A 23,416-nucleotide genomic window follows, 5' to 3' on the forward strand; every position below is an offset into this window, starting at 1 on the left:
CCGGAAGGTTACCGACTGGTTGGTACGGACTCCAGGGGGCCGCGGGATCGGCAGGAAGGGGTGGCAGGACGAGTGGCAGGAAAGGTGGGGTCCTCGTCATTGCGGCCATCGGTCGGACCGCCAAGAATCGAACGCATGCAAACCGTCCTGGTCGTCCTCTTCGACGACGTGCAGAGCCTAGACGTCACGGGCCCGGTGGAGGTCTTCAACGGCGCCGAGCTGCACTGCCCAGGCACGTACCGCATCCGCACCGTCAGCCGCGACGGCCGGGCCGTGCGCACCTCCAGCGGCCTCACCCTGGTCCCGGACCACTGCTTCGCCGACGCACCGCCCGCGCACATCCTGCTGGTCCCGGGCGGTGCGGGCACCCGGCGCCCCGACCCGGGCCTGGTGGCCTGGCTGCGGGAGAACGGCCCGCGGGCCGAGCGCCTCGTCTCGGTGTGCACCGGAGCACTCCTGCTCGCCGAGGCGGGCCTGCTGGACGGCCGACGGGTGACGAGTCACTGGTCGGTGTGCGAGAAACTCGCCCGCGACCACCCGGCCGTGGAGGTGGACCCGGACCCCATCTTCATCCGTGACGGACAGCTCGCCACCTCGGCCGGCGTCACGTCCGGCATCGACCTGGCCCTCGCGCTCGTCGAGGAGGACGTCGGCCGCGAGATCGCCCTCTCCATCGCCCGCCATCTCGTCGTCTTCCTGCGGCGACCGGGAAACCAGGCCCAGTTCAGTGCCCAGCTCGCCGCACAGACCGCGCAGCGGGAGCCGTTGCGCCAAGTCCAGCAGTGGATCACCGAACATCCCGGCGCGGACCTGTCGGTGGACGTCCTCGCGGCCCGCGCCCGGCTCTCGCCCCGCCACTTCGCCCGGGCCTTCCAGACCGAGACCGGCATGACGCCGGGCCGCTACGTCGACCGCGTCCGTCTGGAACACGCCCGCCGTCTGATCGAGGACACCTCCGACGGCATCGAGGAGATCTCCCACGCCTGCGGCTACGGCACCCCGGAGGCGATGCGCCGGGCCTTCGTACGCACGCTCGGCGCGGCGCCCAACGAGTACCGGCGCCGATTCCGCCCGGCGCCCACCCACTGAGCACCGCCCACCGAAGGGGGAACCCATGCAGATCGCGATCGTCCTCTACGACGGCTTCACCGCCCTCGACGCGGTCGGACCGTACGAGACCCTCGGCCGTCTGCCCGACTCCGAGACCGTGTTCGTCGCCGAGCGGACCGGCCCGGTCCGTACCGACAGCGGGAACCTCGCGCTCACCGCCGACAGGACCCTGGACGAGGTGCCGAACCCCGACGTCGTGGTCGTCCCGGGCGGCCCGGGACAGACCGCGCAGATGGACAACAAGGCGCTGCTCGACTGGATCCGCGCCGCCGACGCCACGAGCACCTGGACGACCTCGGTGTGCACCGGCTCCCTGCTGCTGGCCGCAGCGGGGCTCCTCGACGGCCACCGCGCGACCTCGCACTGGCTGGCCCTCGACGAACTGAGGAAGTTCGGCGTCGAGCCCACGGGCGAGCGGGTCGTCACCGACGGCAAGTACGTCACCGCGGCCGGCGTCTCCTCCGGCATCGACATGGGGCTCGCGCTGCTCGGCCGGATCTCGGGCGACGTGGTCGCCCAGGCCGTACAGCTGGGCATCGAGTACGACCCGCAGCCGCCCTACGACGCGGGATCCCCGCAGAAGGCGCCCGCGGACGTCGTCGAGCTGATCCGATCGAGGAGCCGGTTCATCCTCGGTCTGGAACCGACCACGTGAACCGCGGCTGACGGCGCTCCAGGAAGGCGGCGACGCCCTCGGCGGTGTCGCCGCTGCCGCGCGCCTGCTCCGTCCAGTACGTGTCCCGGTCGCCGCGCCCGCTCGCGAACTCCTTCGCCGCGGCCTGGGTGAGCTGCGAGCGGGACACCAGGATCCGGGTGAACTCCGCGACCCGCTTGGCGAGTTCGCCCTCGGGCAGAACCTCGTCCAGCAGGCCGGTGCGCAGCGCCCGCCCGGCGTCGATCAACTCGCCGGAGAACAGCAGGTACTTCGCGGTCGCCGGCCCCACCAGCGACACCAGCCGCCGGGTGGAGGACGCCGGATACACGATCCCGAGCTTCGCCGGGGTCACCCCGAACAGCGACCCCTCCTCGGCGAACCGCAGGTCGCAGGCGGCCGCCAGCTGCGACCCGCCGCCGACACAGTGCCCGCGGACCGCGGCCAGCGTCGGCTTCGGGAAGGCGGCAAGGGCCTCCTCGGCACGCACCGCGAGCGTCTGCGCCTCCTCCGGTGAACCCCGCAGCGTGGAGATGTCGGCCCCGGCGCAGAACGTCCCGCCCTCCCCGGTCAGCACCAGCGCCCGTACGCCCGGGTCGGCCGCGAGGGAGTCGAGCAGCGGCGGCAGGGCTGCCCACATCGCGGCCGTCATGGCGTTGCGCTTGGCCGGGTGGTGGACGACGACGGTGGCGACCGCGTCGGTGACGCCGTGCAGCAGCTGGGGCTCCATGACCCGGATGCTAACCGCACCCCGCGAACACACGATCAAGGAGCCGGCCGCGGGCCCCGCTGGCCGCGACGGCCCGCGGTATGAGTCGGCACCGAGAAGGCGGCCAAACCCGTACAACCCGAATAGTTCGCGAAGGCGGCTGAAGGGGGACAGGAGTAGTCCCACAACTGACCGTGTCATACGCCAACGGTCATAAGTGCTCGATACCTGCTGACTTCTGTTCAGGCATCCGGGGTGGAGCGGGTCGTTATCAACACTCGACGTGTGGTGACAATCGAGCGCAAGGGTGGCGACCGGACGATGGACAACCACGGGCGCGGGTCAGGCCCACGCCCAGAAGGCGACGCCGACGCCGACGAGCCCCGTGACCCGGGGCCTGCGGACCCGTTGCCGTACGAAGGTGTCTGGCGGTTCACCGCTCCCGCCGTCGACGCCTCCGTCCCGCAGGCGCGACACGCCGTACGGGACCTGCTGTACCGCCAAGGCGTGCCCGTCTCCGACGACCTCGTGCACGGTCTGCTGCTGATCGTCTCGGAACTGGTCACGAACGCCGTCAGGCACGCGGCTCTGCTGTCGCCGGTACTCGCCGTGGAGGTCGCCGTCGGCGCCGAGTGGGTGCGGGTGTCCGTGGAGGACAACCACCCTTACCGCCCCACCGCCCTGGAGGCCGACCACGGCCAGACCGGGGGGCGAGGACTGCTCCTGGTGAGCGAGGTCACCCGGGAGGCGGGCGGGGTGTGCGACGTCGAGCACACGTCGAGCGGCGGCAAGGTGATCTGGGCCGCCCTGCCGCTCAAACCCGTACGGGTGCCCTGAAGGGGATCACCAGCCGGCCGACGGGCCGGTCAGCTCCTTGACCGCCGGACGGGCGGCGTCCAGCACGGTCATGAACCAGGACGAGAACGTGTCCTTCGCATGCCGCTCGGCCAGTTCCTCGGGGGTCACGAAGGCCGTCGCGCCGACCTCCTCCGGGTCCGGACGCAGCGCGGACTGCACCAGCCCGACGAACAGGTGGTTGTACTCCTGCTCGACCAGGCCCGACTCCGGGTCGGGGTGGTTGTAGCGGACGGTGCCCGCCTCGGCGAGCAGCGAGGGCGACACACCCAGCTCCTCGTACGTCCGCCGGGCGGCTGCCGCGAAGGGCGCCTCGCCGGGGTAGGGGTGGCCGCAGCAGGTGTTGGACCACACGCCGGGGGAGTGGTACTTGCCCTGCGCCCGCTGCTGCAGCAGCAGCCGCCCGCGCTCGTCGAAGAGGAAGACGGAGAAGGCGCGGTGCAACTGCCCAGGCGGCTGGTGGGCGGCGAGCTTCTCCGCGGTGCCGATCGTGACGCCGTCCTCGTCGACCAGTTCCAGCAAAATCGCGTCTGCGGTGCCGTTCGACGGACTGTGCGTCGCGGTGGCAGGTGTGATCGGCATACCCATCCTTCACATCGGTCTTCGCGCCCCAAGTGTGCCGCACGAATCCGGCACTCCCGGCACTTCACGACGCGCCCGCATGTCCCGCGCGGGGCGCGGGACGCGGCCGTCACCGGTCACATGCCGGAAGAGGGGCCCGGTAGTTGATCGTGCCCGGTGGGATCGGCGGGGAACCGTCCGGGCAGCGCTGTGAGGCTTAACGACGCAGGGTCGCGCCGGAGGGCTGCATTCCGGCCGGGGGGCACCTCATCTGCCTCAATGACACACCTTCGCCTCGTGCTCCGCGTGCCCGCCCGGTTCCAGCTGGAAGGTGCAGTGCGCCACGTCGAAGTGGTCGCCCAGGCACCCCTGGAGCTCGTGGAGCATCTTCTCGTGGCCGATCGCGCTGAGGACGTCGGAGTGGACGACCACGTGCGCGGACAGCACCGGCATGCCGGAGGTGATCGTCCAGGCATGCAGGTCGTGTACGTCCTCGACGCCGTCCAGGGCCAGGATGTGAGTCCGTACGTCCGCCATGTCGACGCCCCTGGGGGCCGCCTCCAGCAGGACGTCCAGGGTCTCGCGCAGCAGCTTGAACGTACGCGGCACGATCATCAGGCCGATGACCAGCGAGGCGATCGGGTCGGCGGTCTGCCAGCCGGTGGCGAGGATCACCAGTGCCGAGATGATCACCGCGAGCGAGCCGAGCGCGTCCGCGGCCACCTCCAGGAACGCCCCGCGCACGTTCAGGCTCTCCGACTGGCCACGCACCAGCAGCGTGAGCGAGATCATGTTGGCGATCAGACCGATCAGACCGAACACGATGGTCAGCCCGCCCTCGGTGTCGGCGGGCGTGACGAACCGCTGGATCGCCTCGTACAGGACATAGCCGCCGACGCCGAGCAGCAGCAGGCAGTTGGCGAGCGCGGCGAGGATCTCGGCGCGGGCGTAGCCGAAGGTGCGGTTCCCGGTCGGGGGGCGGTTGGCGAAGTGGATGGCGAACAGGGCCATGCCGAGGCCGAGCGCGTCGGTCGCCATGTGGGCGGCGTCCGCGATCAGCGCGAGCGAGTCCGCGAGCAGACCGCCGACGATCTCGACGACCATGACGCCGAGCGTGATCGACAGCGCGACACGCAGCCGCCCGCGATACGCCGCCGCAGCGGTGCCGGTGGGCGGCGCATGCCCGTGCCCATGCCCGTGATCGTGCCCAGCCCCCATGACAGCCGCCCTCCTGTGTTCCGCCCGGGATCACAGTGAACTACGGGCGGGGGGTACTGGGCAACGCGGCACTGAACACCGTTGTCATGTGCCCTGACCTGCGGAAACGATATGCAGGTCAGGGCGCCCTCAGTTCTCTTGCCGTGGTGTCACCGGCCGTGGTGCAGCAGCCAGCCCCGCCATGCCGACTCGACCATCTCGCGCACCCCGCGCCGGGCGGTCCAGCCCAGCTCCTCGGCGGCCAGGGCGGCGGAGGCGACCGCGCGGGGCGCGTCCCCCGGGCGGCGTGCCTCGACGAGGGGCGGCCTGCGGTCGCCGCTGACCTCGCCGATGACGGAGATCAGCTCGCGGACGGAGACGCCCTCGCCGCGCCCGATGTTCACCGTGAGGTCACCACTGCGGTCGGCGAGCCGCCGGGCCGCCGCCAGATGCGCCTCGGCCAGGTCGGCGACATGGATGTAGTCGCGGACGCACGTGCCGTCCGGCGTCGGATAGTCGTCGCCGAAGATCCTGGGGGCCTCGTCCCGGGTGAGCCGGTCGAAGACCATGGGCACGATGTTGAAGACGCCCGTGTCGGCCAGCTCGGGCGCGGCCGCCCCCGCCACGTTGAAGTAGCGCAGGCAGACCGTCGAGATGCCGTGCGCCCGCCCCGTCGCCCGGACCAGCCACTCGCCGGTGAGCTTGGTCTCGCCGTACGGGTTCACCGGCGCGCACGGGGTGTCCTCCGTGATCAGGTCGACGTCCGGGTTGCCGTAGACGGCCGCCGACGAGGAGAACAGGAACTTCCTGATCCCGGCCTCCGCGACCGTCTCGAGGAGCGTGGCGAGACCGCCGACGTTCTCCCGGTAGTAGCGGGTGGGCTGCGCCACGGACTCGGCGACCTGCTTGCGCGCCGCGAGGTGGACGACGCCACTCACGCCGTACTCGGCGAAGACCCGCTTCAGCAGGTCGCCGTCGTGCGACGAGCCCTCGACGAGCGGGACGCCCGCGGGCAGTCGTGCGGCGAATCCGGCCGAGAGGTCGTCGAGCGCCACGACGCGCTCCCCGGCGTCGGTCATGGCCCGCACCACATGGGCCCCTATGTATCCCGCTCCGCCTGTGATCAGCCATGTCATGGTCGCCCACCCTATGTCCAGGCCGCACGGCGTTCCTCAATGTCCCGGATGCCTGATGTGGGCACCGCGGTTTGTGGGCGGGACCCCGAATAACCGATGATGATCGCGGCAAAGGCCAGTGGAGGCGGCGTTGATCGGCCCGTGAACGGGCGGTGAACGGCACCCTCCGGGCATCCGATAGCCTCTGCCGACATGCCGCCCGACTGGTGCAGCCAACGGGGCGCCCCCACCATGCACATGACCGGCGCCAGCGCGTCGGCACCCAGGGAGTGAGTTCGGTTGTCGACCGCCATCCTCACCGGTCAGCCGGTCCCCGGATCGTCGATCGAGGGTGATCTGCGGTCCCTCGGCTTCGACGTACGGGTCGCCGCCGACGCCGCCGATGCCGAGACGCTCCTCGCCCAGGTTCCGAGCGACCAGCGGGTCGCCGTGGTCGACGCCCGCTTCGTGGGCCACCTGCACGCACTGCGCCTCGGTCTCACCGACCCCCGCTTCCCGCTCGCCGCGATCCCGGGCGCCGTCACGGCCCAGGCGGCCGGCCGCCAGGCCCTGACCCGCGCGATGGCCCGCGACAACTCCGCGGGCGGCGGTACGGCGGTCGCCGTGGACAGCCTCGCCGACCGCATGGTCACCGCCCTCGACGCCGACGGCGCCGGCGTCCACCGCCCCGAGCTGGGCAGCCTGGTCGCCGAGGTCCCGGCCGACCCGCAGGCCCGCAACGAGGCACGGCAGGCCGTGGCGAACGTCGACGAGGAGGCCGTACGCCTGAAGTCGGCCGTGAAGTCCCGCGACGGCTTCTTCACCACGTTCTGCATCAGCCCGTACTCGCGCTACCTGGCCCGCTGGTGCGCCCGCCGGGGCCTGACCCCGAACCAGGTCACCACCGCCTCCCTGCTCACCGCGCTGATCGCGGCGGGCTGCGCGGCCACCGGCACCCGCGTCGGCTTCGTCGCGGCCGGGATCCTGCTGATCTGCTCGTTCGTCCTGGACTGCACCGACGGCCAGCTCGCCCGCTACTCCCTGCAGTACTCCACGCTCGGCGCCTGGCTCGACGCCACCTTCGACCGCGCCAAGGAGTACGCCTACTACGCGGGCCTCGCGCTGGGAGCGGCCCGGGGCGGCGGTGACGACGTATGGGCGCTCGCTCTCGGCGCCATGATCCTGCAGACCTGCCGGCACGTCGTCGACTTCTCCTTCAACGAGGCGAACCACGACGCCACCGCCAACACCAGCCCCACCGCGGCGCTCTCCGACAAGCTGGACAGCGTCGGCTGGACGGTGTGGGTACGGCGCATGATCGTGCTCCCGATCGGCGAGCGCTGGGCGATGATCGCGGTCCTCACCGCCGTCACGACCCCGCGCATCACCTTCTACGTCCTGCTCGCCGGCTGCGCCTTCGCGGCGACGTACACCACGGCCGGGCGGGTGCTGCGCTCGCTGACGCGCAGGGCGCAGCGCACGGACCGGGCGGCGCAGGCGTTGGCGGACCTCGCGGACAACGGCCCGCTCGCCTCCCTCGTGGCGCGTGCCACCCGCGTCCGCCTCGGCGCCCCGCTGCTGGTGGCGACGGCCGGGACCGCTGTCCTCGCCGTGTCCCTCTTCTCCGGCGTGACCTGGGCGCCCGTCGCGGGCGCCGTCGTCTACACCGTCACCGCCGGTCAGGCCCTGTACCGCCCCCTCAAGGGCGCCCTCGACTGGCTGGTCCCGCCGCTGTTCCGGTTCGCCGAATACGGCACCGTCCTGGTCCTCGCGGCCAAGGCGGACGTGAACGGCGCCCTCCCTGCGGCTTTCGGGCTGGTGGCTGCCGTCGCCTACCATCACTACGACACGGTGTACCGCATCCGCGGCAACGCCGGAGCGCCCCCGGCCTGGCTGGTGCGCGCCATCGGGGGGCACGACGGGCGGACGCTGCTCGTCACCGTTCTGGCCGCGGTCCTCACCGCCTCGCAGTTCAAGGTCGCGCTCACGGCGCTCGCCGTGGCCGTCGCCCTGCTGGTGCTCGTCGAGAGCATCCGCTTCTGGGTGTCCGCTGGGGCGCCCGCCGTACACGATGAAGGAGAACCCGCATGATCGGCCTCGTGCTGGCGGCCGGCGCCGGACGGCGTCTGCGCCCCTACACCGACAGCCTTCCCAAGGCTCTGGTGCCGGTGGGCCCCGCGGGCATAGAGGGCGAGCCCACGGTTCTCGACCTGACGCTCGGCAACTTCGCCGAGATCGGGCTGACCGAGGTCGCGATCATCGTCGGCTACCGCAAGGAGGCCGTGTACGAGCGCAAGGCGGCCCTGGAGCAGAAGTACGGTCTCAAGCTCACCCTCATCGACAACGACAAGGCCGAGGAGTGGAACAACGCCTACTCCCTGTGGTGCGGCCGTGACGCCCTCAAGGACGGCGTGATCCTCGCCAACGGCGACACCGTGCACCCGGTCTCCGTCGAGCGGACGCTGCTCGCCGCCCGCGGCGACGGCAAGAAGATCATCCTCGCCCTCGACACCGTGAAGTCGCTGGCGGACGAGGAGATGAAGGTCGTCGTCGATGCCGAGAAAGGCATGACGAAGATCACCAAGCTGATGGACCCGGCCGAGGCGACCGGCGAGTACATCGGCGTCACCCTCATCGAGGGCGACGCCGCCCCCGAACTGGCCGACGCCCTGAAGGCGGTCTGGGAGACCGACCCGCAGCAGTTCTACGAGCACGGGTACCAGGAGCTGGTGAACCGCGGCTTCCGGATCGATGTGGCGCCGATCGGCGACGTCAAGTGGGTCGAGATCGACAACCACGACGACCTCGCCAAGGGACGGGAGATCGCGTGCCAGTACTGACCCGGCTCATCCCCTCACCCGTCGTCGTGGACATCCGCCCGGGTGCCCTCGACGATCTCGCGTGCGTGCTGGCCGACGAGCGGATCTCGCAGTCGGGCAAGCTCGCCATCGCCGTCAGCGGCGGTTCCGGTGCCCGGCTGCGTCAGCGGCTGGAGCCGACGTTGCCCGGCGCCACCTGGTTCGAGGTCGGCGGCGGCACGCTCGACGACGCCATCCGCCTGGCCGGCGACATGAAGGCCGGGCACTACGACGCGGTCGTGGGACTCGGCGGCGGCAAGATCATCGACTGCGCCAAGTTCGCCGCGGCGCGCGTGGGCCTGCCGCTGGTCGCCGTACCGACGAACCTCGCGCACGACGGCCTGTGCTCCCCGGTCGCGACGCTCGACAACGACGCGGGCCGCGGCTCCTACGGTGTGCCCAACCCGATAGCGGCCGTCATCGACCTCGACGTGATCCGTGAGGCCCCGGTGCGGTTCGTGCGCGCGGGCATCGGCGACGCGATCTCCAACATCAACGCGATCGCGGACTGGGAGCTCGCCAACCGCGTCAACGGTGAGAAGATCGACGGGCTCGCGGCCGCGATGGCCCGCCAGGCGGGCGAGGCGGTGCTGCGGCACCCGGGCGGGGTCGGCGACAACCACTTCCTCCAGGTGCTCGCCGAGGCACTGGTCCTCACGGGCGTCGCGATGTCGATCTCGGGTGACTCGCGCCCCGCCTCGGGCTCCTGCCACGAGATCAACCACGCCTTCGACCTGCTCTACCCCAAGCGCGCCGCAAGCCACGGCGAGCAGTGCGGCCTCGGCGCCGCCTTCGCGATGTACCTGCGCGGAGCCCACGAGGAGTCGGCCTACATGGCCGAGGTGCTGCGCCGGCACGGGCTTCCGGTGCTGCCGGAGGAGATCGGCTTCACGGTGGACGAGTTCGTCCGCGCCGTGGAGTTCGCCCCGCAGACCCGGCCCGGCCGCTACACGATCCTCGAACACCTCGACCTGAAAACCAACCAGATCAAGGACACCTACGCCGACTATGTCAAGGCCATCGGTAGCTGAACTCCGCCCGGTCGTCCACCCCGCGGGGGTCAAGGACCGGCGCAGCGGTGAGCACTGGATGGGACGCCTCTACATGCGTGAGGTGTCCCTGCGGATCGACCGCTACCTGGTGAACACCAGGGTCACCCCCAACCAGCTCACGTACCTGATGACCGTGTTCGGTGTGCTCGCGGCCCCGGCCCTGCTGGTGCCGGGGGTCCTGGGTGCGGTGCTCGGTGTGGTGTGTGTCCAGATGTACCTGCTGCTGGACTGCGTCGACGGCGAGATCGCGCGCTGGAAGAAGCAGTACTCGCTGAACGGCGTCTACCTGGACCGGGTCGGCGCCTACCTCACCGACGCCGCCGTCCTCGTCGGCTTCGGGCTGCGCGCCGCCGACCTGTGGGGCAGCGGCCGTATCGACTGGCTGTGGGCCTTCCTCGGCACCCTGGCCGCGCTCGGGGCGATCCTGATCAAGGCCGAGACCGACCTGGTCGGCGTCGCCCGGCACCAGGGCGGGCTGCCGCCGGTCAAGGAGGCCGCCGCCGAGATGCGCACCTCCGGCATGGCGCTGGCCCGCCGCGCCGCCGCCGCTTTCAAGTTCCACCGGCTGATCCTCGGCATCGAGGCGTCGCTGCTGATCCTGGTCCTGGCGATCGCGGACCAGCTCCGCGGCGACCTGTTCTTCTCCCGGCTCGGCGTCGCGGTGCTGGCCGGCATCGCACTCCTGCAGACCCTGCTGCACCTGGTGTCGATCCTCGCGTCGAGCAGGCTGAAGTGAGCGCCATGAAGGTCGGCGCGGTGATCATCACCATGGGCAACCGCCCCGACGAGCTCCGCGCCCTCCTCGACTCGGTCGCCAAGCAGGACGGCGACCGTGTCGAGGTCGTCGTGGTCGGCAACGGCTCGCCGGTCCCGGACGTCCCCGAGGGTGTCCGCACCATCGAGCTGCCCGAGAACCTCGGCATCCCCGGAGGCCGCAACGTCGGCATAGAGGCCTTCGGCCCCAGCGGCCGCGACGTCGACGTGTTGATGTTCCTCGACGACGACGGCCTCCTCGCGGGCCACGACACCGCCGAGCTGTGCCGCCGGGCCTTCGAGACCGACCACGAACTCGGCATCATCAGCTTCCGCATCGCCGACCCCGAGACGGGGGTCACCCAGCGCCGCCACGTCCCCCGGCTGCGCGCGGCCGACCCGATGCGCTCCTCCCGGGTCACCACCTTCCTCGGCGGCGCCAACGCCGTCCGCACCCAGGTCTTCGCCGAAGTCGGCGGCCTCCCGGACGAATTCTTCTACGCCCACGAGGAAACCGACCTGGCATGGCGGGCTCTCGACGCGGGCTGGATGATCGACTACCGGTCCGACATGGTGCTGTACCACCCCACGACCGCGCCCTCGCGGCACGCGGTCTACCACCGCATGGTCGCCCGCAACCGCGTCTGGCTGGCCCGCCGCAACCTCCCCGCGCTGCTCGTCCCGGTCTACCTCGGGGTCTGGTTGCTGCTCACCCTCGTTCGCCGCCCCTCGCGGCCCGCCCTCAGGGCGTGGTTCGGCGGGTTCCGCGAAGGCTGGACCACCTCGTGCGGACCGCTCAGGCCCATGAAGTGGCGTACGGTGTGGCGGCTGACCCGACTGGGCCGGCCCCCGGTGATCTGACAAGCTCGTTCCTGTTCACGAGGTCTTGCCCTTGCCCGCACGGGCTGCGCATCCCGAAGACGAAAGTTTCCACCAGTGAGTGAGTCAACGCACGACGGCACGGTCACGCTGAGCGTGGCCGTATCGCCCGACGAGGGCCTCGCGGCGCGGCAGCTCGCCGCCAAGTACGGGCTGACCGTGAGCGGCGCCCGGCCCTCCCTCGTCGAGTACGTCCGCCAGCTCTGGGACCGGCGTCACTTCATCCTCGCCTTCTCGCGGGCGAAGCTGACCGCTCAGTACAGCCAGGCCAAGCTCGGCCAGCTCTGGCAGGTGGCGACCCCGCTGCTGAACGCGGCCGTCTACTTCTTCATCTTCGGCGTCATCCTGAACGCCAGCCGGGGCATGTCGAAGGACGTCTACATCCCGTTCCTGGTCACGGGCGTCTTCGTGTTCACCTTCACTCAGAGCTCGGTGATGGCCGGGGTACGGGCGATCTCCGGCAACCTCGGCCTGGTCCGCGCCCTGCACTTCCCGCGCGCCTCGCTGCCGATCTCCTTCGCGCTGCAGCAGCTCCAGCAGCTGCTGTTCTCGATGATCGTGCTGTTCGCCGTGGCCATCGGCTTCGGCAGCTTCCCGGACCTGTCCTGGCTGCTGATCGTGCCGGTACTCGCGCTGCAGTTCCTGTTCAACACCGGCCTGGCGCTGATCATGGCCCGCGCGGGCGCCAAGACCCCGGACCTGGCCCAGCTCATGCCGTTCATCATGCGTACGTGGATGTACGCGTCCGGCGTGATGTTCTCGATCCCCATCATGCTGGCCGACAAGCCGCAGTGGGTGGCGACCGTCCTGCAGTGGAATCCGGCCACCATCTACATGGACCTGATGCGCTTCTCGCTCATCGAGGACTATGGCGCCGAGAACCTTCCCGATCACGTCTGGGCGGCCGCGGGCGGCTGGGCCGCGCTGTGTGCCCTCGGCGGCTTCGTGTACTTCTGGAAGGCGGAGGAGAGGTACGGCCGTGGCTGAGCAGAACCCCGAGCAACCGCAGGGCGAGCGGATCCCCACCGTCATCGCCGACGAGCTGCACATCGTCTACCGCGTCCATGGCGCGAAGACCGGCAAGGGCAGCGCCACCGCCGCCCTCAGCCGCATCATCAAGCGCGGCGAAGAGCGCGGCGTGCGCAAGGTGCACGCCGTCAAGGGAGTCTCCTTCGTCTCCTACCGCGGCGAGGCCGTCGGCCTGATCGGCTCCAACGGTTCCGGCAAGTCGACCCTGCTGCGCGCCATCGCCGGTCTGCTCCCGGCAGAGAAGGGGCGCGTCTACACCAACGGCCAGCCCTCGCTGCTGGGCGTGAACGCGGCCCTGATGAACGACCTGACGGGCGAGCGGAACGTCATATTGGGCGGGCTCGCCATGGGAATGTCCCGCGAGCAGGTCAGGGAGCGCTACCAGGAGATCGTCGACTTCTCGGGCATCAACGAGAAGGGCGACTTCATCACCCTCCCGATGCGCACCTACTCCTCCGGCATGGCGGCCCGTCTGCGCTTTTCCATCGCCGCCGCCAAGGACCACGACGTCCTGATGATCGACGAGGCGCTGGCCACCGGTGACCGCAAGTTCCAGAAGCGCTCCGAGGAACGCATCCGCGAGCTGCGCAAGGAGGCCGGCACGGTGTTTCTCGTCAGTCACAACAACAAGTCGATCCGCGATACCTGCGACCGCGTCCTGTGGCTGGAACGCGGCGAGCTGCGCATGGACGGGCCTACCGAAGAGGTCCTCAAGGAGTACGAGAAGTTCACGGGCAAGTAGTCCACCCCGACCTGGACGGACTGGCCAGGACGCTTCGCAGGGCCCCGCCGGAACTGACCCGGCGGGGCCCTGCGTCTGCAAAGGAAACGTCAACTGGCGCTCGCCCCAGGAATCTTGACGCCAATCGGTGTGTTGTTGTGATGTGCAGGACACCCCAGGGAAGCGCACCGCGTTGTACAACGTAAGCTGTACCGGTCCCGAAACGCGGCAAACTGGGGCGATAATGCGCGACACCCTCAAGCGGGACAGCCGCGCGGGCTGCCGGGCGGCGTGTCCGAAATAGTATGCATTGGGACAACAGTGTAGAACGGGAGATGTGACGGCAATGGCTACGGAAACTCCCCAGCTGTGCGCAGCATGTGCCGTCCCCGCCCCGGGTAGTCACCGGTGACGGGAACCGGCAGGCCGCACACCGGTGACCCGGAGCGCGGCACGCTCGACAAGGCCGCGGGTGAGAACTTCCCCGTGGCGCCGTTCTTCCTGCCCAAGGCCTGGCGCGCCGACCTCATGGCCGTGTACGGCTTCGCCCGCCTCGTCGACGACATCGGCGACGGCGATCTGGCCCCCGGCGGCGCCGACGCGCGTCTGCTCGGCGTGTCGGCCGAGGAGGCCGAGAACCGCCTGCTGCTCCTGGACGCCTTCGAGACGGACCTGAACCGGGTCTTCGACTCGACCCCGCGCCACCCCCTGCTGCGCCGCCTCCAGCCGACCGTCCGGCGCCACACGCTGACCCCCGAGCCCTTCCGCGGCCTGATCGCCGCCAACCGCCAGGACCAGCTCGTCAGCCGCTACGAGACCTACGACGACCTGCTCGCGTACTGCGAACTGTCGGCCAACCCCGTGGGCCGCCTCGTCCTCTCCGTCACCGGCACCTCGACCCCCGAGCGCATCCGCCTCTCGGACGCGATCTGCACCGCCCTCCAGATCGTCGAACACCTCCAGGACGTCGCCGAGGACCTCGGCCGCGACCGCATCTACCTGCCCGCCGAGGACATGAAGCAGTTCCATGTGCAAGAGGCGGATCTCGCCACGCCGACCGCGGGCGCATCGTTGCGCGCACTGGTCGCATACGAAGCGCAACGCGCCCGCGATCTCCTGAATGAAGGCGCCCCCCTGGTGGGTAGCGTCCACGGCAGGTTGAAGTTGCTGCTCGCCGGGTTCGTGGCGGGGGGAAGGGCGGCGATCCGTGCGATCGCCGCCGCGGAATACGACGTACTTCCCGGTCCGCCCAAGCCCGGCAAGGTCCAGCTGCTGCGCGAGGTGGGCGTGACTCTGCGAGGAGAGGGGTGATCCGGACCGTGGAGTCGGAACAACACGTGTCCGCACCGGTACTCGCCGCCTACAGCTACTGCGAGGCCGTCACCGGACAGCAGGCACGTAACTTCGCGTACGGCATCAGGCTGCTGCCGACGCCCAAGCGTCGCGCCATGTCGGCCCTGTACGCGTTCTCCAGGCGCGTCGACGACATCGGCGACGGCGCGCTGGCGGTCGACGTCAAGGCGGCACGACTCGAGGACACCCGGGCGCTGCTGGCCCGGGTGCGCGAGGGGGTGGTCGCCGAGGACGACATCGACCCGGTGGCCGTCGCCCTCACCCACACTGCCGAGACCTTCCCGGTCCCGCTCGACGGACTGGACGAGCTGATCGACGGCGTGCTGATGGACGTCCGCGGTGAGACCTACGAGACCTGGGACGACCTGAAGGTCTACTGCCGCTGTGTCGCGGGCGCCATCGGGCGGCTCTCGCTCGGCGTGTTCGGCACGGAACCGGGAGCGCGCGGCGCCGAGCGCGCGCCGGAGTACGCCGACACGCTGGGGCTGGCGCTGCAGCTCACCAACATCCTCAGAGACGTCCGCGAGGATGCCGAGGGTGGTCGTACGTATCTGCCCTCCGACGACCTCGCGAAATTCGGGTGCTCGGCCGGGTTCAACGGGCCGACCCCGCCGGAGGGCTCCGACTTCGCGGGCCTCGTGCACTTCGAAGTGCGACGGGCCCGCGCTCTTTTCGCCGAGGGCTATCGGCTCCTCCCCATGCTCGACCGGCGCAGCGGCGCGTGCGTCGCCGCCATGGCCGGCATCTACCGCCGTCTGCTCGACCGCATCGAGCGCGACCCCGAGGCCGTGCTGCGGGGCCGGGTCTCGCTGCCCGGGCGGGAGAAGGCGTACGTCGCCGTCCGCGGCCTGTCCGGGCTGGACGCCCGGCATGTGACGCGGAGGACCATCAGGAGGCGCGCCTGATGGACAAACAGGGCCAAGGTGATTCCACCGACGAAAAGCGGCACGCAACCCTCCATGCAGGGACGGCGTCCCTGACTGCAACGGCCTGCTGTTGTGCACGGTTCAACCACGGCGGTCGCGCAGGGGAGGATGCACGATGAGCGACGTCACGCGGTCCGACGATTCGCCCGCGGATCCGGCGGGGCGCTCCGCAAGGGACGCCGTCGTGATCGGTGGCGGGCTCGCCGGCATCACCGCCGCGCTCGCGCTCGCCGACGCCGGAGTGCGTGTCACCCTGGTCGAGGGCAGGCCGAGACTCGGTGGCCTGGCCTTCTCGTTCCAGCGCGGCGAGCTGACCGTCGACAACGGACAGCATGTGTACCTGCGCTGCTGCACCGCCTACCGCTGGTTCCTCGACCGCATCGAGGGGACGGCGCTGGCGCCGCTGCAGGATCGTCTCGACGTGCCCGTACTCGATGTCGACAAGCCCGAGGGGCGACGGCTCGGCAGGCTGAGGCGCGACGCGCTGCCCGTGCCCCTGCATCTGGGGCGCAGCCTCGCTACGTATCCGCATCTCTCCCTAGCCGAGCGGGCCAGAGTGGGGCGTGCCGCGCTCGCGCTCAAGGGGCTCGACCTCGCCGATCCGACCCTGGACACCCAGGACTTCGGCAGCTGGCTGACCGCGCACGGTCAGTCGGCGCGTGCCGTCGAGGCCCTGTGGGACCTGGTCGGGGTCGCCACTCTCAACGCGGTCGCGGGCGACGCCTCGCTGGGGCTCGCCGCGATGGTGTTCAAGACCGGTCTGCTGTCCGACCCGGGCGCGGCCGACATCGGATGGGCGCACGTCCCGCTGGGCGAACTGCATGACCGTCTCGCCCGCAAGGCGCTCGACTCCGCGGGCGTCCGTACCGAGGTCCGTACACGCGTCACCTCCATCTCTACTGACGAAAACGGGCGCCTGCGCGTTCAGGTTCCCGGCGAGGAGCTCCGAGCGGACACGGTGGTGCTCGCCGTACCCCAGCGCGAGGCCCACGATCTTCTGCCGGCAGGCGCCCTCGACGCCCCTGACCAGCTGCTCGACATCGACACCGCGCCGATCCTCAACGTGCACGTCGTCTACGACCGGAAGGTGCTGAACCAGCCCTTCTTCGCGGCCCTCGGCACCCCCGTGCAGTGGGTCTTCGACCGCACCGACGCCTCAGGCCTGCGCGAAGGCCAGTACCTCGCGCTGTCCCAGTCGGCCGCCCACGACGAGATCGACGAGCCGGTCGCCGCGCTGCGCGAGCGCTATCTGCCCGAGCTGGAGCGGCTGCTGCCGGGCACCCGCGACGCAGAGGTGAAGGACTTCTTCGTGACCAGGGAGCGCACGGCGACGTTCGCTCCGACCCCAGGCGTCGGGCGGCTGCGGCCCGGCGCCCGCACCAGGACCCCGGGCCTGTACCTGGCCGGAGCGTGGACCGCCACAGGGTGGCCCGCGACCATGGAGAGTGCGGTCCGCAGTGGCGTGAGTGCGGCGGACGCCGCGCTGAGCGCCCTGGGCCGGCCCCGCCCGAGTCACCTCTTCGACTTCGAGGAGGCGGCCTGATGCTCGATCAGCACGCGGCAGGCCCCCGCACCCCCGGTACCGCAACAAGAGGAGAGACTGTGCCCACTGTGCCCCCGGCCGAGACGGCTGCCGACGCGGTGGACGTGACCGCGCTCCTGGAGCGCGGCCGGACCCTTGCCACACCGGTACTGCGGGCGGCCGTGGACCGCCTGGCACCCCCCATGGACACCGTTTCCGCCTACCACTTCGGCTGGATCGACGCCGAGGGCAACCCCGCGGACGGGGACGGCGGCAAGGCCGTGCGCCCCGCCCTCGCGGTCCTGTCCGCCGAGGTCACCGGCGCCGCCCCTGAGGTCGGCATCCCCGGAGCCGTCGCCGTCGAACTGGTCCACAACTTCTCGCTGCTGCACGACGACCTGATGGACGGCGACGAACAGCGCCGCCACCGCGACACCGTCTGGAAGGTGCACGGCCCCGCCCAGGCGATCCTCGTCGGCGACGCCCTGTTCGCCCTCGCCAACGAGGTCCTGCTGGAACTCGGCACCGTCGAGGCCGGCCGTGCCACCCGCCGCCTGACCACCGCCACCCGCGCCCTGATCGACGGCCAGGCCCAGGACATCTCCTACGAACACCGCGACCGCGTCAGCGTCGAGGAGTGCCTGGAGATGGAGGGCAACAAGACCGGCGCCCTGCTCGCCTGCGCCAGCTCCATCGGCGCCGTGCTCGGCGGCGCGGACGACCGCACCGCCGACACCCTGGAGAAGTACGGCTACCACCTCGGCCTCGCCTTCCAGGCCGTCGACGACCTCCTCGGCATCTGGGGCGACCCGGTCTCCACCGGCAAGCAGACCTGGAGCGACCTGCGCCAGCGCAAGAAGTCCCTGCCGGTCGTGGCCGCGCTCGCGGCGGGCGGTGCCGCCTCCGAGCGGCTCGGCGAGATCCTCGCCGCCGACGCCAAGAGCAGCGACTTCGAGAACTTCTCCGAGGAGGAGTTCGCCTATCGCGCCGCCCTGATCGAGGACGCGGGCGGCCGCGAGTGGACGGCCCAAGAGGCACGTCGTCAGCACACCATCGCCATCGAGTCCCTGCACGCCATCGACATGCCCGACCGGGTACGGGACCGGTTCACGGCGCTCGCGGACTTCGTCGTCGTACGAAAGAGATGATCGTTATCGGTCGAATAACCCTCGCGTAGTCGCCGGCCGGTGTCGCGGGAAGACAGCACCGGCCGACGGCGGACCCACAGCAGCACGATTCGCACGACTGCACTAAGGGGAAGCCATGACAGCGACGACCGACGGAAGCACCGGGGCCCTGCCGCCCCGAGCTGCCGCGGCCAGCGAAACCGCCAGTACGAACCCCGTGGCGGCCGGGGTGCACGACGCCGCCGTACACGCCGTACAACGCTCCACCGACTTCCTGCTGTCCACGCAGGACGCCGAGGGCTGGTGGAAGGGCGACCTCGAGACCAACGTGACCATGGACGCCGAGGATCTGCTTCTGCGGCAGTTCCTGGGCATCCTGGACGAGGCCACCGCGCAGGCCGCCGCCCTGTTCATCCGCGGTGAGCAGCGCGAGGACGGTGCCTGGGCCACCTTCTACGGCGGACCGGGCGAACTCTCCGCCACCATCGAGGCGTACGTCGCCCTGCGCCTGGCCGGCGACGAGCCGCAGGCGCCGCACATGGCGAAGGCCTCGGCCTGGATCCGCGAGCGGGGCGGCATCGTCTCGGCCCGCGTCTTCACCCGGATCTGGCTCGCCCTGTTCGGCTGGTGGAAGTGGGAGGACCTGCCCGAACTCCCGCCGGAACTCATCTACTTCCCCAAGTGGATGCCGCTCAACATCTACGACTTCGGGTGCTGGGCCCGGCAGACCATCGTGCCGCTCACGATCGTGTCCGCGAAGCGGCCGGTGCGGCCCGCGCCCTTCCCCCTCGACGAGCTGCACGCCGATCCGGACAACCCGAATCCGCCCAAGTCCCTTGCTCCAGCGGCCAGTTGGGACGGTGCCTTCCAGCGACTCGACAAGGCGCTGCACCAGTTGCGCAAGGTCGCGCCGCGCAGACTGCGCAAGGCGGCCATGAACACGGCGGCCCGCTGGATCATCGAGCGGCAGGAGAACGACGGCTGCTGGGGCGGCATCCAGCCGCCGGCCGTGTACTCGGTGATCGCGCTGTATCTGCTGGGCTACGACCTCGAACACCCGGTGATGCGCGAGGGGTTGGCGTCGCTGGACCGTTTCGCCGTGTGGCGCGAGGACGGGGCGCGGATGATCGAGGCCTGTCAGTCGCCCGTGTGGGACACCTGCCTCGCCACCATCGCGCTCGCCGACGCGGGCGTGCCCGCCGACCACCCCCAGCTCGTCAAGGCGGCGGACTGGATGCTCGGCGAGGAGATCGTCCGCCCCGGCGACTGGTCCGTGAAGCGGCCCCAACTGCCGCCCGGTGGCTGGGCGTTCGAGTTCCACAACGACAACTACCCCGACATCGACGACACCGCTGAGGTCGTCCTCGCCCTGCGCCGAGTCAAGCACCACGACCCGGAGCGGGTGGAGAGGGCGATCGGGCGCGGGGTGCGCTGGAACCTCGGGATGCAGTCGAAGAACGGTGCCTGGGGTGCCTTCGACGTCGACAACACCAGCCCCTTCCCCAACCGGCTGCCGTTCTGCGACTTCGGCGAGGTCATCGACCCGCCCTCCGCGGACGTCACGGCACACGTGGTGGAGATGCTGGCAGTCGAGGGCCTCTCGCACGACCCGCGCACCCGGCGCGGCATCGAGTGGCTGCTCGCCGAACAGGAGGCGGACGGCTCGTGGTTCGGGCGCTGGGGCGTCAACTACGTGTACGGCACCGGGTCCGTCGTACCCGCCCTCGTCGCGGCCGGCTTTCCCGCCGCGCACCCGGCGATCCGGCGGGCCGTCTCCTGGCTGGAGTCGGTCCAGAACGACGACGGCGGCTGGGGCGAGGACCTGCGCTCGTACAAGGACGTCAAGAAGTGGAGCGGTCGCGGAGCCTCCACCGCCTCGCAGACGGCGTGGGCGCTGATGGCCCTGCTGGCGGCGGGCGAGAAGGGCTCCAACGCCGTCGAGCGCGGTGTCGAGTGGCTCGCGGCCACGCAGCGCGAGGACGGTTCCTGGGACGAGCCGTACTTCACCGGGACCGGCTTCCCGTGGGACTTCTCGATCAACTACCACCTCTACCGGCAGGTGTTCCCGCTCACCGCACTCGGCCGCTACGTGCACGGAGAACCCTTCGCCAAGAAGCCGCCGCTCGCCGAGGTCAAGGGGGGCTGATGAGCACACAGCCCGCCTCGGCCCCGCTGCTGATCGCCTGCGCGCTCGGCATCGAGCACCTCGCCCTGCGCACGAGCGACCGAGGGGGCGCCGGCGGTCCTGTCACCGTTCTGCGCACCGGCATGGGGCGCGAGGCGGCCGAGCGGTCCGTCACCCGGCTGCTGGCCGACCCGGCCCTGCGTGATGCAGCCGTGCTGGCCACCGGCTTCTGTGCCGGGCTCGCCCCCGGGATGCACCCCGGCGATCTGGTCGTCGCCGAGGAGACCCGGGATCCGGACGGAACCGTTCCGTGCGTCGGGACCGACCTCCTCGTCAAAGAGCTCGCGCGGGCCGTGCCCGGGCGTGCCGTCCACACAGGGCCGCTGACCGGCTCTGATCACGTCGTCCGCGGTCACGAACGGTCGGATCTGCTCGCAACCGGCGCGATCGCGGTCGACATGGAATCCGCGGCGACGCTCCTCAGCGCCGTACGCACAGGTGAGCGCCCGGTTGCGGCCGTACGAGTGGTCGTGGACGCTCCTGAACATGAACTCGTCCGGATCGGCACGGTGCGCGGTGGAATATCAGCTTTCCGCGTCCTTCGTTCCGTTCTTCCAGCTTTCTTCGAATGGCACCGTTCTTTGCTGCTCCCCCGGAGGTGAGCCAGATGGCCATGCCGCTGCGCCAGTCCATCAAGGTCGCTACGTACTTGGTTGAACAGAAGCTCCGCAAGCGGGACAAGTTCCCGTTGATCGTGGAGCTGGAACCTCTCTTCGCATGCAATCTGAAGTGCGAGGGCTGCGGCAAGATCCAGCACCCGGCGGGTGTGCTCAAGCAGCGCATGCCGGTCGCGCAGGCCGTGGGAGCGGTGCTGGAGTCCGGCGCGCCGATGGTGTCGATCGCGGGCGGCGAACCCCTGATGCACCCTCAGATCGACGAGATCGTGCGGCAGTTGGTGGCGAAGAGGAAGTACGTCTTCCTCTGCACCAACGCCATGCTGCTGCGCAAGAAGATGGACAAGTTCAAGCCCTCTCCCTATTTCGCCTTCGCCGTGCACATCGACGGGCTGCGGGAGCGGCACGACGAGTCGGTGGCGAAGGAGGGCGTGTTCGACGAGGCCGTGGAGGCCATCAAGGAGGCCAAGCAGCGCGGCTTCCGGGTGACCACCAACTCGACCTTCTTCAACACGGACACCCCGCAGACCATCATCGAGGTGCTCAACTTCCTCAACGACGACCTCAAGGTCGACGAGATGATGATCTCGCCCGCCTACGCCTACGAGAAGGCGCCCGACCAGGAGCACTTCCTGGGCGTGGAACAGACCCGCGAACTGTTCAAGAAGGCCTTCGCGGGCGGCAACCGCAAGAAGTGGCGGCTCAACCACTCGCCGCTGTTCCTTGACTTCCTCGAGGGCAAGGTCGACTTCCCCTGCACCGCCTGGGCGATCCCGAACTACTCGCTCTTCGGCTGGCAGCGTCCCTGCTACCTGATGAGCGACGGGTACGTGCCGACGTACCGCGAGCTGATCGAGGACACCGACTGGGACAAGTACGGCCGCGGCAAGGACCCGCGCTGCGCCAACTGCATGGCGCACTGCGGCTACGAGCCCACCGCCGTCCTCGCCACCATGGGGTCCCTGAAGGAGTCCCTGCGCGCCATGCGCGAGACGGTCTCCGGAAACCGGGATTGACGTCGTGACCGCCATTTCCTTGGGCGTCCCCGAGGTGCCGGCCCGTCCGATCGCCGAGCGGCGCCTGTCGCGGCAGATCCATGTCGGGCCGGTGGCGGTCGGGGGCGGGGCCCCGGTGTCGGTGCAGTCGATGACGACGACCCGTACGTCGGACATCGGTGCCACCCTCCAGCAGATCGCCGAGCTCACCGCGTCCGGCTGTCAGATCGTGCGCGTGGCCTGCCCGACGCAGGACGACGCGGACGCGCTCGCCACCATCGCCCGCAAGTCGCAGATCCCGGTGATCGCCGACATCCACTTCCAGCCCAAGTACGTCTTCTCGGCGATCGAGGCCGGCTGCGCCGCGGTCCGGGTGAACCCGGGCAACATCAAGCAGTTCGACGACAAGGTGAAGGAGATCGCGCGGGCCGCGAAGGACCACGGCACGCCGATCCGGATCGGGGTCAACGCCGGCTCGCTGGACCGGCGTCTGCTGCAGAAGTACGGCAAGGCGACCCCGGAGGCCCTCGTCGAGTCGGCCCTGTGGGAAGCCTCCCTCTTCGAGGAGCACGGCTTCCGGGACATCAAGATCTCGGTCAAGCACAACGACCCGGTCGTGATGATCGAGGCGTACAAGCAGCTCGCCGCCCAGTGCGAGTACCCGCTGCACCTCGGGGTGACCGAGGCCGGTCCGGCCTTCCAGGGCACGATCAAGTCGGCCGTCGCCTTCGGCGCGCTGCTGTCGCAGGGCATCGGCGACACCATCAGGGTCTCGCTGAGTGCCCCGCCCGCCGATGAGGTCAAGGTCGGCCTCCAGATCCTGGAGTCGCTCAACCTCAAGCAGCGGCGGCTGGAGATCGTCTCCTGCCCGTCGTGCGGCCGCGCCCAGGTCGACGTCTACAAGCTCGCCGACGAGGTCACGGCAGGCCTTGAGGGCATGGAAGTGCCCCTGCGCGTCGCGGTCATGGGCTGTGTGGTCAACGGCCCCGGCGAGGCCCGCGAGGCCGACCTCGGCGTCGCCTCCGGCAACGGCAAGGGACAGATCTTCGTCAAGGGCGAGGTCATCAAGACCGTACCCGAGTCGAAGATCGTGGAGACGCTCATCGACGAGGCGATGAAGATCGCCGAGCAGATGGAGCAGGACGGGGCCGCATCGGGCGCCCCCACCGTCTCGGGAAAACCGGCAGTGACGGTGAGTTGAAG

23 protein-coding genes are annotated in these 23,416 nt (G+C 70.3%); 19 read left to right on the forward strand and 4 right to left on the reverse strand.

Features of this window, described 5'->3' with window-relative positions; genetic code table 11:
* The first annotated feature begins 135 nt into the window (after positions 1–135).
* The gene (locus OG870_RS39060; RefSeq protein ID WP_266591653.1) at positions 136–1,089 is read left to right on the forward strand and encodes a GlxA family transcriptional regulator; all 954 of its coding nucleotides are present in this window, start codon (positions 136–138) and stop codon (positions 1,087–1,089) included.
* A 25-nt stretch (positions 1,090–1,114) separates the two neighbouring features.
* On the forward strand, positions 1,115–1,765 hold the full coding sequence (locus OG870_RS39065; protein ID WP_266591655.1) for a DJ-1/PfpI family protein: 651 nt from the start codon (positions 1,115–1,117) through the stop codon (positions 1,763–1,765).
* Here the strand turns inward: OG870_RS39065 and OG870_RS39070 are convergent.
* Complete coding sequence (locus OG870_RS39070; protein ID WP_266591657.1) at positions 1,737–2,492, reverse strand: enoyl-CoA hydratase/isomerase family protein; 756 nt, start codon at positions 2,490–2,492, stop codon at positions 1,737–1,739. The two genes, OG870_RS39065 and OG870_RS39070, sit on opposite strands and share 29 nt — an antisense overlap.
* A gap of 300 nt (positions 2,493–2,792) precedes the next feature.
* Here OG870_RS39070 and OG870_RS39075 point away from each other — a divergent pair, with 300 nt between their 5' ends.
* Positions 2,793–3,308: an ATP-binding protein gene (locus tag OG870_RS39075; protein ID WP_266592616.1), complete on the forward strand. Its 516-nt coding sequence runs from the start codon at positions 2,793–2,795 to the stop codon at positions 3,306–3,308.
* Positions 3,309–3,314: 6 nt separating this feature from the next.
* Here OG870_RS39075 and idi read toward each other — a convergent pair whose 3' ends face one another.
* The 3 genes from idi to galE all read right to left on the reverse strand — a co-directional run bounded on the left by idi (position 3,315) and on the right by galE (position 6,220).
* Complete coding sequence (gene idi / locus OG870_RS39080) at positions 3,315–3,908, reverse strand: isopentenyl-diphosphate Delta-isomerase (protein WP_266529531.1); 594 nt, start codon at positions 3,906–3,908, stop codon at positions 3,315–3,317.
* 255 nt (positions 3,909–4,163) lie between these two features.
* Positions 4,164–5,105: a cation diffusion facilitator family transporter gene (locus OG870_RS39085; protein ID WP_266591659.1), complete on the reverse strand. Its 942-nt coding sequence runs from the start codon at positions 5,103–5,105 to the stop codon at positions 4,164–4,166.
* 149 nt (positions 5,106–5,254) lie between these two features.
* Positions 5,255–6,220: a UDP-glucose 4-epimerase GalE gene (gene galE / locus OG870_RS39090; RefSeq protein ID WP_266591661.1), complete on the reverse strand. Its 966-nt coding sequence runs from the start codon at positions 6,218–6,220 to the stop codon at positions 5,255–5,257.
* Positions 6,221–6,499: 279 nt separating this feature from the next.
* Between galE and OG870_RS39095 the strand changes: the two genes are divergently transcribed.
* From OG870_RS39095 to ispG, 16 genes are all read left to right on the forward strand, one after another.
* Positions 6,500–8,290: a DUF5941 domain-containing protein gene (locus tag OG870_RS39095; RefSeq protein WP_327691970.1), complete on the forward strand. Its 1,791-nt coding sequence runs from the start codon at positions 6,500–6,502 to the stop codon at positions 8,288–8,290.
* A complete protein-coding gene (locus tag OG870_RS39100) occupies positions 8,287–9,039 on the forward strand; it encodes a phosphocholine cytidylyltransferase family protein (RefSeq protein WP_266529541.1) in 753 nt (250 codons plus the stop codon). The genes OG870_RS39095 and OG870_RS39100 overlap by 4 nt, the downstream gene beginning before the upstream one ends.
* Positions 9,027–10,088, forward strand: a complete 1,062-nt coding sequence (locus OG870_RS39105; protein WP_327691971.1) for an iron-containing alcohol dehydrogenase family protein — start codon at positions 9,027–9,029, stop codon at positions 10,086–10,088. Before OG870_RS39100 ends, OG870_RS39105 begins: the two co-directional genes overlap by 13 nt.
* The gene (locus OG870_RS39110) at positions 10,066–10,845 is read left to right on the forward strand and encodes a CDP-alcohol phosphatidyltransferase family protein (RefSeq protein WP_266529546.1); all 780 of its coding nucleotides are present in this window, start codon (positions 10,066–10,068) and stop codon (positions 10,843–10,845) included. Before OG870_RS39105 ends, OG870_RS39110 begins: the two co-directional genes overlap by 23 nt.
* 5 nt (positions 10,846–10,850) lie before the next feature.
* Positions 10,851–11,723 (forward strand): glycosyltransferase family 2 protein, encoded by an 873-nt coding sequence (locus tag OG870_RS39115; RefSeq protein ID WP_327692360.1) that lies wholly within the window; start codon positions 10,851–10,853, stop codon positions 11,721–11,723.
* Positions 11,724–11,798: 75 nt separating this feature from the next.
* Entirely contained in the window at positions 11,799–12,728 is a 930-nt protein-coding gene (locus tag OG870_RS39120; RefSeq protein ID WP_266591666.1) for an ABC transporter permease, read from the forward strand.
* Positions 12,721–13,512 (forward strand): ABC transporter ATP-binding protein, encoded by a 792-nt coding sequence (locus OG870_RS39125; RefSeq protein WP_266529550.1) that lies wholly within the window; start codon positions 12,721–12,723, stop codon positions 13,510–13,512. The genes OG870_RS39120 and OG870_RS39125 overlap by 8 nt, the downstream gene beginning before the upstream one ends.
* A 387-nt stretch (positions 13,513–13,899) precedes the next feature.
* Positions 13,900–14,802, forward strand: a complete 903-nt coding sequence (hpnC, locus tag OG870_RS39130) for a squalene synthase HpnC (RefSeq protein WP_266591673.1) — start codon at positions 13,900–13,902, stop codon at positions 14,800–14,802.
* Positions 14,799–15,749 (forward strand): presqualene diphosphate synthase HpnD, encoded by a 951-nt coding sequence (gene hpnD, locus OG870_RS39135; RefSeq protein WP_266591675.1) that lies wholly within the window; start codon positions 14,799–14,801, stop codon positions 15,747–15,749. The genes hpnC and hpnD overlap by 4 nt, the downstream gene beginning before the upstream one ends.
* Complete coding sequence (locus OG870_RS48320; protein ID WP_405625632.1) at positions 15,749–15,889, forward strand: DUF6380 family protein; 141 nt, start codon at positions 15,749–15,751, stop codon at positions 15,887–15,889. The genes hpnD and OG870_RS48320 overlap by 1 nt, the downstream gene beginning before the upstream one ends.
* Positions 15,886–17,313 (forward strand): hydroxysqualene dehydroxylase HpnE, encoded by a 1,428-nt coding sequence (gene hpnE / locus OG870_RS39140; protein ID WP_266529557.1) that lies wholly within the window; start codon positions 15,886–15,888, stop codon positions 17,311–17,313. Before OG870_RS48320 ends, hpnE begins: the two co-directional genes overlap by 4 nt.
* On the forward strand, positions 17,313–18,440 hold the full coding sequence (locus OG870_RS39145) for a polyprenyl synthetase family protein (RefSeq protein ID WP_266529559.1): 1,128 nt from the start codon (positions 17,313–17,315) through the stop codon (positions 18,438–18,440). Before hpnE ends, OG870_RS39145 begins: the two co-directional genes overlap by 1 nt.
* Before the next feature lie 115 nt (positions 18,441–18,555).
* Positions 18,556–20,565 carry a squalene--hopene cyclase gene (shc, locus tag OG870_RS39150; RefSeq protein WP_266591677.1) on the forward strand — a complete coding sequence of 670 codons (2,010 nt, stop codon included), beginning with the start codon at positions 18,556–18,558 and terminating at the stop codon, positions 20,563–20,565.
* Positions 20,565–21,206, forward strand: a complete 642-nt coding sequence (locus OG870_RS39155) for a phosphorylase family protein (RefSeq protein WP_327691972.1) — start codon at positions 20,565–20,567, stop codon at positions 21,204–21,206. The genes shc and OG870_RS39155 overlap by 1 nt, the downstream gene beginning before the upstream one ends.
* Before the next feature lie 5 nt (positions 21,207–21,211).
* Positions 21,212–22,234: an adenosyl-hopene transferase HpnH gene (hpnH, locus tag OG870_RS39160; RefSeq protein WP_266529565.1), complete on the forward strand. Its 1,023-nt coding sequence runs from the start codon at positions 21,212–21,214 to the stop codon at positions 22,232–22,234.
* A gap of 4 nt (positions 22,235–22,238) precedes the next feature.
* Positions 22,239–23,414, forward strand: coding sequence for a flavodoxin-dependent (E)-4-hydroxy-3-methylbut-2-enyl-diphosphate synthase (gene ispG, locus OG870_RS39165; RefSeq protein WP_266591679.1), 1,176 nt, complete (start codon positions 22,239–22,241; stop codon positions 23,412–23,414).
* Positions 23,415–23,416: the final 2 nt, after the last annotated feature.

This window comes from Streptomyces sp. NBC_00461 (assembly GCF_036013935.1).
GTDB lineage: Bacteria > Actinomycetota > Actinomycetes > Streptomycetales > Streptomycetaceae > Streptomyces.

Excerpts from the sequence above, each read along its gene's own strand:
- OG870_RS39070 (WP_266591657.1), bottom strand. The coding sequence starts at position 2,492 with ATGGAGCCCCAGCTGCTGCACGGCGTCACCGACGCGGTCGCCACCGTC.
- OG870_RS39115 (WP_327692360.1), top strand. The coding sequence starts at position 10,851 with ATGAAGGTCGGCGCGGTGATCATCACCATGGGCAACCGCCCCGACGAG.
- OG870_RS39155 (WP_327691972.1), top strand. The coding sequence starts at position 20,565 with ATGAGCACACAGCCCGCCTCGGCCCCGCTGCTGATCGCCTGCGCGCTC.
- OG870_RS39085 (WP_266591659.1), bottom strand. The coding sequence starts at position 5,105 with ATGGGGGCTGGGCACGATCACGGGCATGGGCACGGGCATGCGCCGCCC.
- OG870_RS39065 (WP_266591655.1), top strand. The coding sequence starts at position 1,115 with ATGCAGATCGCGATCGTCCTCTACGACGGCTTCACCGCCCTCGACGCG.
- OG870_RS39145 (WP_266529559.1), top strand. The coding sequence starts at position 17,313 with ATGCTCGATCAGCACGCGGCAGGCCCCCGCACCCCCGGTACCGCAACA.
- OG870_RS39060 (WP_266591653.1), top strand. The coding sequence starts at position 136 with ATGCAAACCGTCCTGGTCGTCCTCTTCGACGACGTGCAGAGCCTAGAC.
- idi (WP_266529531.1), bottom strand. The coding sequence starts at position 3,908 with ATGCCGATCACACCTGCCACCGCGACGCACAGTCCGTCGAACGGCACC.
- hpnE (WP_266529557.1), top strand. The coding sequence starts at position 15,886 with ATGAGCGACGTCACGCGGTCCGACGATTCGCCCGCGGATCCGGCGGGG.
- OG870_RS39110 (WP_266529546.1), top strand. The coding sequence starts at position 10,066 with ATGTCAAGGCCATCGGTAGCTGAACTCCGCCCGGTCGTCCACCCCGCG.
- OG870_RS48320 (WP_405625632.1), top strand. The coding sequence starts at position 15,749 with ATGGACAAACAGGGCCAAGGTGATTCCACCGACGAAAAGCGGCACGCA.
- OG870_RS39075 (WP_266592616.1), top strand. The coding sequence starts at position 2,793 with ATGGACAACCACGGGCGCGGGTCAGGCCCACGCCCAGAAGGCGACGCC.
- shc (WP_266591677.1), top strand. The coding sequence starts at position 18,556 with ATGACAGCGACGACCGACGGAAGCACCGGGGCCCTGCCGCCCCGAGCT.
- galE (WP_266591661.1), bottom strand. The coding sequence starts at position 6,220 with ATGACATGGCTGATCACAGGCGGAGCGGGATACATAGGGGCCCATGTG.
- OG870_RS39100 (WP_266529541.1), top strand. The coding sequence starts at position 8,287 with ATGATCGGCCTCGTGCTGGCGGCCGGCGCCGGACGGCGTCTGCGCCCC.
- hpnH (WP_266529565.1), top strand. The coding sequence starts at position 21,212 with ATGGCCATGCCGCTGCGCCAGTCCATCAAGGTCGCTACGTACTTGGTT.